This is a genomic window from Rhodohalobacter sp. 8-1 (genome assembly GCF_038150125.1).
Classification (GTDB): domain Bacteria; phylum Bacteroidota; class Rhodothermia; order Balneolales; family Balneolaceae; genus SW132.
The window spans coordinates 243,530-254,346 of sequence record NZ_JBBVMF010000007.1; the positions used below are offsets into that span (position 1 = coordinate 243,530).

Sequence of the window (10,817 nt, forward strand, 5' to 3'; positions counted from 1 at the left end):
ATCTCTTAAGTGTTTTTATATTAACTGATTAATAGAGTGTGGCGTTCGTCATGATTCTTTAACCACCGTGCACTTCCATATCATGAACAGACCGTCCCTAAGCATCTACAGTGCGAACTAGCTTTTACCAGGAAGTGACTGAATTAATGTTTCTGTTGTCGGATTTCTAGCCAATGTAGCTCCCCAGAATATCGAAAGTAAAACCTAACACCATTCCATCTCCGCTCAGGCGGAGATCCACCCACCAGTGGCAAAGCTGCAGATCAGAAGGCCATTACAGTTAAAAGAGTGAAGTTGATAATAATTCGCTGTTTGATTGCACCAGCCTTGGCTCATCGGTGGATCACCTTCTTCGCGGGGATGGCCATGGAATGGTGAGAAACAGACCAGGTCGCAGGTTTCCCAAAATCTTGGGATCGTCCCGACAATTGAAAAGCATCACAGGTATTTCCTGTAAGGCTTTTTTGTAGGGAGTTCGTTTCAGTAAATCTTCGACTACCACATTTAAACAGGTAGTCGAAAGGCATCAATATTACTATTCCTATTTTTCCGGCATTTGAGGAAGCTACTTACAGACGGCCTATTTTACTAAAATAATCTTCCGGTTAAAGACCTGATTTCCAGCCTGCAGGCGATAGATTTAGAACCCACTGGCCAGGTTCGAAGCGTCTGTATCGCCCTGGTTTTGGTCAACTCATTTTATCAGCGTCATCTGATGTGACTGTTCATAACCGTTGGCCTTTAGATGGTAGATATAGAGACCGCTTGCAAGGTTTGAGGCATCGAACGTGACCTGGTGATAGCCGGCTTGCTTCTGATCATTAATTAAGGTGGCAACTTCACGGCCGAGAATATTATAAACACTCAGCTCCACATGACCGGTCTCAGGCAGTGCGTATTCGATCACCGTAGAAGGATTGAACGGGTTTGGATAGTTCTGCGAGAGCTCATATTCAACCGGTACTCCGGCGGATGGATCAACACTGGTCGGCATAAACGAAAAGGTTTGCGGATCGCTGTACTCACCGAAGCCAACGTCATTTTGGGCACGAACTCTCCACCAGTAGGTGGTTTGATCGTCCAGTTCCTCCAACACAAAAGAAGTGTCGGTAAGGACCGAATCCATCTGAACGGAGGAAAAGCTCTGATCTGTCGCCAGTTCAAACTGATAGTAATCGATTTGTGTTTCGCCTTCCTGCCAGGTAAACAGGACTGAATCGGCGTCAACAAGAGTTGCATCTTCAGGCTTTTCAAGCGTGACAGGAGACGGACGGCCGATATTTTGAAATGTGCAGCGTATGACGTCACCTTCGGTAAGGTCAATAGTAACCGATCCATTATCAACATTCGTTGTGACGCCTTGTTCGGCAGAGCAGGAGATATCAGTCAGTACCCAGTCATCTTCATTGGGAAGCTGTTGAGTAATTTCATAGCTATTTGCCGGCAAAGAAGGAAATGCATCAGTATATGTTACGGTAGAGCTGTTTCCGTCATCGGTAAGGGTAAAATCTCCTATCTCACCAGAACCGCTAAACGTAAACTGTTCTCCACCAGAAGGAGCGGCGTCCAGGATTATTTGAATCTTGCTGTCGGTGTCGCCCAAAAATTCACTCACCTGTTCTTTGGCTACCGGTGTAATAAGCTCACGGGTGTCGATCGCAAAACGCTCATCACCCGTCTGTGCGATGTCGAAGGTACAATTGTCCAGCAGAATTGGATCAGTGATTCCGAACTCTTCACAAACCGACATAGCTTCAGATACCGCATTGGGATCCATGTCGTCGGTTGTAATTTGCTCGCTGGGTATATTCAAATTCTCAAATGTGTCCTTACCAAAAAGTGATTCCTCTTGCGTGATCCGCCAGCTGTCGCCAAACTCCCGGTAAAGTTCTTCAAATGAAAGAGGCGGAATGAGTACCGTCCCGTCACGGGTGGTGAAGTCGTTTGCTGTGTTCCCATCCATATTGCCGAGAAGCCCCTCAAGGGTTCCGGCATAATCGGTGGAGATCATCGGCTCGGCCAATATGCCCATTTCTGTGGCGCTTTGGCGAACGTCTACGCGGTTATTGCCGGCAGGCCATTCGACGATGAAAGTGCGCCCGGATCGTTTGATTGTCCCGCTGCCCGGTAGTGTTATAGGCTCTGCACCCAAGTCAGGAAGATCCATTGCAGTGCCGTTAACCTTAAGTATTGGAACATTTCCGATAGACCCGCGGTCCTCCTCAAAGACCACCGCATCACCATTAACGCTCATTGCAGCAGCAGTGATAATCGTGAAGTTCTGAAAATTTGAGTTGATCCGTTCCAGACGAACCTGCAATTCGAGGTCGTCAATGGTAGAACGGGTCAGTATTAACTCACCGACTGCCTGGAAGTCAAAGTCCTGGCGATCGAAGGTCATAAAATGCGGATGGCCGAATGAGCGGCCGCCTCCATTGGGCCCACTGGGAGGCTGCACAGTTGGACGATATGGGGGCTGGGTTGGGGGTTCCTCGCGACATTTCTCGCGAAAGTTTTCTTCGCGTAGTTTCTCTTCCTCTTCTGAGAGCTCCTCTCCTGTTTCTTCGACAGCATCTGCGTTACTAAAGAGTGATTCAATACTGAGCAGACCTGTTATACCTTCGGCAATTAGGCAACCAGTACCGAGGGATTGTGCGCAAGCTGCCGCAGCGCCTATTGTGAGAACAAAGCCTTTTCCACTACGCCCGACTTCCTGAACCCCGTCTTGGACATCCTTTACTGCGTTTCTTTCAAAATTCTTAAGGTCCTCGATATTTTCCTTGGTCTTTTCAGCAGGTCCAGGTCTGACTTTGTTACACACTGACCCATCATTTAAGAAGACTCCCTGGGCTTCGGATGCGCTACTTGCGGAGGCCGTTCTGACCGCTGCTGTTTTCTGACTCGAACTACTCGCGTTAGCGGTAAACGCAGTGACCATCCCCAGATATAGAAAGGGGTCATGCTTATCAAAATCGCCGGTACGCGCAAAGTCGTTTTCAATGGAAAGGGATACGATTTCAACTTTTATTGAATCGGCAAGAGGCCTCTGCGAGCTGGGAGTGGTCGGCGTAATCTGGATACTCAGGGTTTTCGTGGATTGCGCCGGCAGCTTGTAGAACCAGAGTGGCAACACGGTTTGTCCCTCATTATCCGCATTAAAATATGGATTAAGCTTTTCGATGTCGTCCCGCACATTAGGATCCAATGAGTCCGGATCAATCCAGTCGTCCAAGGCCGTGCCGAATATCTGATTATTGGATACACTGAGATTGGCCTCCTGAGGCGCGCGAACGAGTACTATGACATCATGAATATCCGTATTGCTTCTGTTGCCGAAGTTGATATTCACCGTGGTAGGCTGGCCGCCCAGAATGTTACTGGCTCCCTGAATATCGCTCCATAGCTCCGGCTCCTCACCTTCTATGATGGTAAATGCATCTTCAAGTGTTTGTGAAAGGCTTCCAGGACCGGACAATACGAAATCCCAGGTCCCTGTTGGCTGGTCGGTCAGGTCAAAGCGCACCTCAAGCTCGGTTCCGTTGTCAGTGACTAAAAGGGTCTGGCCCACAATGTCAGGTTGATCTTCCCGGGTAAGCTTAGCGCTAAAGTCTTCGGACAAACTGCTGCCAAAGACTGTGATTGTCGTCTCGCCTAAATTGCCTGCCTGGGTCGGTTGAATTGCCAGTTCACCGGCATCAGGGCAGTCCTGGCCTGCATCTCGAATCGTCCAGTTGTATTGATCGATAAGAGTCTGCCGCGATTGTTCAGATCCGCAGTAGTTGATTCCTTCAGCGCTTAGGAAAACATCAGTTTTTAATGACTGCTCGGACCAGCCTATAAGCGTAGCGTCGTAATTGACTACCGACAATGCGGTTCTGTCGAACATTCCACCCATTATTTCAACGCTCGTTACGTTCCAGCTGCCAAGGCTTTGATCAAAGCTCTCGGCCCCCTCGAACATGCCACTCATTCCCAAAACATTGGAGACATCCCATACGCTAATATCCTGGTTAAATGACTTTGCATCCATAAACATGAAACTCATATCGGTGATGCTGCTGGTGGTCCAACTGATAATACTGCCGTTATTAAAAGACGATGCCCCATCGAACATACCGTTCAGAGCCGTGAGGTTCTGTAGGTTCCATCCGCTGAGGTCCCCATTGAAGGACTCTGCACCGGCGAACATGTTTTCTATGTTTGTCACGCTGGAAACATCCCAGCCGTCGAGATCCTGGTTAAATGCTTTGGCACCATCGAACATGGTATTCATGTTGGTAACACTGCCGGTGTTCCAGTCTCGGATGCTGCCACTGCCGCCGTTGTTGAACGACGAGGCATTGTGGAACATTTCTTCCATATTGGTAACATTTCCCGGATTCCAGTCTCCAATGTCTCCGTTAAAAGACTCTGCATTAAAGAACATCGACTGCATAGTGGTCACACTGGAGACATCCCAGTTACTGAGGTTCTGGTTAAATGAACTGGCGCCAGAAAACATAAAACTCATTCTGGTAACATTCTGTGGATTCCACCCGCTGATGTCTCCATTAAAGGCTTCGGCGTTGCCGAACATACCTGCCATGTTTTCGACGCTGGAGACATCCCAGGTATTGAGGTTCTGGTTAAAAGAGGTCGCACCAGAGAACATCCCACCCATATCTTTTACGTCAACGGGGTTCCAGCCGCTTAGGTCCCCGTTGAACGCCTCAGCACCAGAAAACATGCGTACCATCGTAGTGACACTGGAAACATCCCAGCCATCGAGATCCTGATTGAAAGAGACGGTCTCTCCGAACATCTCTTGCATGTTGATAACATTACCGGTGTCCCAGTTCCGGATACTTCCGCTTCCACCGTTGTTAAACGAGGTGGCGCGTGAAAACATAAAATTCATGGAATCAACTCTGGATACATTCCAGTCGCCAATGTCTTGGTTGAAGCTCTCGGCACCGATAAACATGAAGAACATGTTAGTAACATTGCCCGTGTTCCATGACCCTATGTTCTGGTTGAAGGAAATAGCACCGTTAAACATAGACTCCATCGTTGTCACACTGGAAACGTCCCAGGAACCGATGTTCTGGTTAAAGCTATCCGCGCCGCGAAAAATACTTTCCATATTGGAAACATTCTGCGGGTTCCAGCCACTGAGGTCTCCGTTGAACGAACTGGCCCCCGAAAACATCTCTGCCATGTTTGTTACACCGGAGACGTTCCAATTACTTAGGTTCTGATTGAAGCTCTCTGCTCTCTCAAACATGGAACTCATATCAGTGACGTTCTGGGTATTCCATCCGCTGAGGTCTCCGTTGAACGACTCCGTAACAGCAAACATAAGGGCCATATTATTAACACTGGTTACATCCCAGGAGTCGAGATCCTGATTAAAAGAGTCAGCATCTTCGAACATCCCACGCATGTTGGTCACACTGCCGGTATCCCAGTTCTGAATACTGCCGCTGCCGCCATTGTTGAACGATTCAGCTCCCCGGAACATATTCTCCATATTTGTAACACCGGAAACGTCCCACCCACCTAGGTCTCCGTTGAATAATCTGGCTTCTTCGAACATGGATCGCATACTTGTAACCGCAGAGATGTTTGGTGCGTCTGCGGCAGTGATGTTCAGGTTCGGTGTATCCGTGAAGGCCTCCTCCATGGTCGACCATTGGATATCACCCCACTGCTCTATTACCAGGATCTTCTCCGTTATACGGAAGCCTTGCCCCCCGAACGCAATGCGCGTGAAGTTGCCGCTGATCTCTACACGATAAGCGCCGGGTTCGGGAAACGTAATGGTGTGTTCTCCTGAACCGGTCTCGCTACCCGTATTCGGATTGTCCACCACTACCCAGCTGCCGTCAACTTCTTCTACTTCGGTCCATTCGATGGAGTAATTCTCCCCCTCGCCGGGAATAGTGATCTGGTCGTCGGATGAGAAGCCTATATCTGTCTTCCAGATAGTTATAAAGGGTTCCCCATCCGTTCCGTCCTGAGCCAAGGCCGTTGAATTAAAAGGAGTTGCTATAAATAGCAGTGCAATACCCAGGGAAATAAAAATTAAAAATGAAAACTTGCTAAGAATAGGAGGGAATCGTAATTCCTGCGTATGCATAAACAGTCATCAGTTAATAGTGAATTTTATACGTAGATAATGATAATCCCGGCAGGAGTGTGGAGTTGTACCTGCCGGGAATTATCTGCTCTCTTCATTTCTTAATGGGAAATTCTAAATCGCATCCGAAAAACCATTTATAAAAGCACTCTATATCAAAAAGAAGTAGCTTTTCTTTTTACTATGAATAAACCATCAGTTAAATATCTTTTTATTCAATACTATTAATGTAATGTCAAAAGAGAGGAAAGCATGTAGCAAATAGTGCTACTTTCATGTAATGGATTAGAGTAACATCAGTTGAGGGATGATCTTTTGTCTTTAGATATAGGGTTTGGGAGAGTTACAACTGTATGAGGTGTCAAAGAAAATAGAAGTGAAAAAAAAGATATCTGATGATAATTGAGGATCTAATGAAAAGTTTGTTAACACTCGCTCAGAACACGTTCAAAGTACTTAAAATAGGGCCATTGCTTTTGCAGATCCTTTGATAACATCCCTTTGGGACTCTGCGCCATTAACTACAATAGCTCGATCCCCCAAGGGGCAGGCAGGATGACACGCTCATGGGTTAGACCATGGGCGGCGTGGACAAATCAGTCGTTTTTCAATATCGCTTTGTAATCACGCCGCCCTACGCCTTAGTCAGCTCATTATCATTCTGCCTGCCCCTTGGGGGAATAAAACGGTGGTTTTCCGTTTTGTGCCCCGTGAGGGGTGCCCAGGGCAAAGAATCAGTAAAAGCAACATACTCTGTCTATCATATTGACTGGAATTACCTCCTGAAAGATTCATCTGACTTAACCAGAATGTGCAATGGATTGTTAAATATAACCCACAAATATACCAGTAGAACCATATTTAAAGGACAGACAAAGGACCAATTACAAATTGATGCCTATCAACGCCTCGCATCAAAATGAATACCAGAAGATATTCAGCCTTACAAACTACCTTGTTTTAAAACTTCCATGGGTATAGTGCAGGTCACAATTGTTCCTGACTGATTATCTTCGGAATACTCTTCAATTTCAAATGTGCCGCCAAGCAAATTCATGCGGTGTTTCATAATCCTGAGGCCGTGGCCGTGTGCCTGATGGCCCGACTCTAAGCCTACTCCGTCATCTTTTATTTTAAGTATAAAATGTTCATCCTTTATCGCGGGCACCACTTCAATCCGTTCTGCTTTACCGTGAGTTGCTGCATTTCTGAACGTTTCCTGCACAACATGATAGAGATGAGTGGCAGCCTCAATATTTTTAATGTTGTTTAAAATCTCATCGTTTTTAAGCAGGCATCTCACACCATATGTTTTATACGTTTTTTTCATCACAACACGGAAAGCCTGCACAACTCCTTCATGTTCTATATCTACGGGAATAATATCATGTGCAACATCACGAATACCGGTGATGCATTTGTCTATAATCTCATTGACCTGGTTGGCTTCATCCTCAATCTCTGAATTGTTTTGCTCTATTTTATACTTGATGTCATCAATCAAAATTTTAACGGTTGCCAATAATTGTCCGAAATTATCGTGAAGGTATCCTCCCAAATCCCATCTCTCCATTAGATTGGTATTCAGCAACTCTTCCTGCAGCTCTTCACTATGTTTAATTTCATTTTCTAAATGGTAATTAGCCTCCTGAAGCTCTTTCTGTATCATATTTTGTTCAATACTTCTGCCAAGAATATTTGCAACCACTTGTATAAAGTTAAGTTCATGCTGGGAGAAGGGGCGCTTTTTCTTGCTGTAAAGGGCAAAAATTCCGAACAACCGGGTTGTTCCACGAATGGTAATCATTACACTGCTTGTTGCATCAATATCTTCAAAAAAAGGAGAGATTTTGAAACGTTCCTCATGTTTATAATCAAGTACAGTAACAGGTTTATATCTCTTCAGGGTGTAGCCCAGATCCCATTCTTCTTCGTCTGATATTTCCAGCTCAAGATCTCTGCTTTCGCAACCTGCTTGTTCATAAATTTTTAAAGTGTTGAGCTCCATAGTGAGTCTGAAAATAGTTGCACACGTTAGATTCAGCTGTGCACAGGTTTGCTGAATCGCTCTGTGTACAATCAATTTCAGGTCTTCCTGTTCAAGAGCATAAACTCCCAGTGTAGCCAATGATTCCTGAAACGACTGTTCCTTTATGGTTTTCCGGGCTTCTCTCAACTCGGTAAATTCTGTAAAGCTGACAACTACACCATCAATTTTATCCTCTGAAGACAGATAGGGCTCCAACCGCATGATGTACCATCGGTCGTCATTGGTTTTCACAACTCTTTTTGTTTTATCAATATTATTTAAAACGTTTTCGATATCATCCTGCAGCCCTTCATATTCCAGGGAGTCGGAAATATGCTTCAGCGGCCTGCCTTTATCGGATTCAATGAGGCTGAAGATATCTGTTGCTGCGGTGGTAAAACGCTTGATGCATAAATCACGGTCAACAAAAATGATACCCACTTCTGTGGCTTCCATCAGGTTCTCAAGATCGCTGTGGGCACGGCTTAGTTCTTCAATCTTGTTTTCAAGCTGCTCATTTGTCGTTTTTAACTCTTCATTAACAGATTGCAGCTCTTCCTGGCTGGTTTCCAGCTCTTCGGCAGTAGATTGAAGCTCTTCATTCATAGACTGAAGTTCCTCATTCGATGCTCTGAGTTCTTCGTTTGAGGTTTCGTACTCTTCTATCGAGAGCTGAAGCTGCTCCTTGGTATATTCCAGCTCTTTCTCGAGCGAGGCAATAATATCATCTTTCTTTTCCGGAGTGTCTCTTTCAGATACTTTTGAGCCGGATTCTGCCTTTTCCTCCTGTTCAGAAATCTCTTTGAAAATGACCTGAATGAGTCCTTCCGGAAAATCCTTGTTAGAGAATCGTCTGACAGATAATTCAATTTTTTTTGAGTCATCGTCGTAGCTTATCCGATCTTTTTTAAGTGGCGGCCGTGACTCTTCATTTTTTAACTGAAACAGCAAGCTTCTGAGGTTCTGGCGAATCTCAGGCTTAACCATATCTAAGATATTATTGCTGGGTTCACCTCCCGAATATTTCAGGTATCTGTCAATGCCGTCTGTAGAGTGCACGACATCATAATCATCGGTAATAAGCGTGCTTTGAGGAGCATAGTGCCTGACAAGCATGCTCCAGTGCAGTTTTTCAAGATTTGTTTGACGATTTTTATTGCTATTCTGATAGCGGGAAATGGGACTGCTTTTAAAAAGAAGCGGCAAGTCGGGCAGGGTGGTTCTCGACGAGGAGCTATTTTTTTGACGGTATATCCGGTTTTTCTTGCTAACCGGAGCAAAAAGATTTTCGATTCCAAGCCTGGCATCTGATTTCCCCAAAAAAAGCCAGCCGCTGTTGCGCAACGCATAGTGAAACAGGTTAAACACTTCTGATTGCAAATCACTGTTAATATAGATCAGCAGATTTCGGCAGGTTATTAAATCGATGCGTGAAAAAGGGGGATTTCTCAGAAGATCGTGAGAGGCAAAAAGAACCTTTTCTCTCAGTTTTTCTTTTACTACATACGCTTCATCGATCTCTTTAAAAAAACGATTTATTCTGTCTTGTGTAATATCATTTTTGATGGACTTGGGATATTGTCCGGATCGGGCTTTATTAAGAGCTTTTTTATCAACATCCGTAGCAAAAATCTGTATTTCGGGTCGTTCATCCAGTGTTGAAGCGTATTCCTCTGCTAAAATAGCAACTGAGTAGGCTTCTTCGCCGGTGGCGCATCCGGGAACCCAGATTCGTATCTGTTCATCAGACTTTTTGTCTTCAAACAGCTTGGGAATTACCTTTTTTTCAAAAGCTTTAAATGCTTCACTATCACGGAAAAAGTGGGTTACACTGATTAGCAGATCTTCATGAAGTTTGTCAATTTCTTCAGGATTTTCATCAATATAATCGAGGTACTCGCTGAGTGTTTTAACTCTGCTCACCCGCATTCTCCGGTCTATACGCCTCAGAACGGTTGACTGACGATAGTTGCTGAAATCCTGCTGATTTCTGTTTCTGATTTTTTTAAAAATTTCAGAAAGAATTTTTTTCGCTTCCCCTGTATCCAGTAGTTCACCAGCCTTCTCCGAAACTTGAACGTCGTTAAGAGTATCGCGATACCGTAACAGCTCTTTCACAATCTCTTCGACAGGAAGCACTTTATCCACGGCACCTGATTGAATTGCACTTTTAGGCATAGAGCTGTGTTCTGCTTCATCAGGATCCTGGGCAATCGTAATTCCGCCTTCTCTTTTGATGATTTTCATTCCCGTTACTCCATCACTCCCCGCTCCTGACAATATGATTCCGGCAGAGTGTTTTTGCTTTTTCCGGGCTAATGTTCTGAACAAAAGGTCGATGCTGTCAACCCCGTGTTCTTTTTCCGGATCGGACAGTGCAAGATGGTCGTTTTCCACCGACAGTAATTTGTCGGGCGGAATAACATAAATATGATCGCTTTCAATAAGCGTTTTTTCCTGTACCTGCTGTATGTCCAGCGAGGTTTCTCGCTGTAGTATTTCAGTTAGTCTGCTCTCTTTGTTAGGCGACAGATGAAGAACAACAATAAAAGCCATGCCGGTCTCCTCCGGCAGGGAATGAAAAAAGGCCTTTAACGGATCAAGTCCGCCGGCTGAGTCTGTTGCACAACTCAAAATAGGTAGAACGGACGATTTGTTCTAATTATCCAG

Annotated in this window: 2 protein-coding genes; both read right to left on the reverse strand. The window is 45.2% G+C overall.

Going from position 1 to position 10,817, the window contains the following annotated elements; all coding sequences use genetic code 11:
- Positions 1 to 694: 694 nt before the first annotated feature.
- Positions 695 to 6,118, reverse strand: a complete 5,424-nt coding sequence (locus AABW11_RS09670) for a BspA family leucine-rich repeat surface protein (RefSeq protein ID WP_340104876.1) — start codon at positions 6,116 to 6,118, stop codon at positions 695 to 697.
- A gap of 943 nt (positions 6,119 to 7,061) precedes the next feature.
- On the reverse strand, positions 7,062 to 10,781 hold the full coding sequence (locus tag AABW11_RS09675; RefSeq protein ID WP_340104877.1) for a chemotaxis protein CheB: 3,720 nt from the start codon (positions 10,779 to 10,781) through the stop codon (positions 7,062 to 7,064).
- Positions 10,782 to 10,817: the final 36 nt, after the last annotated feature.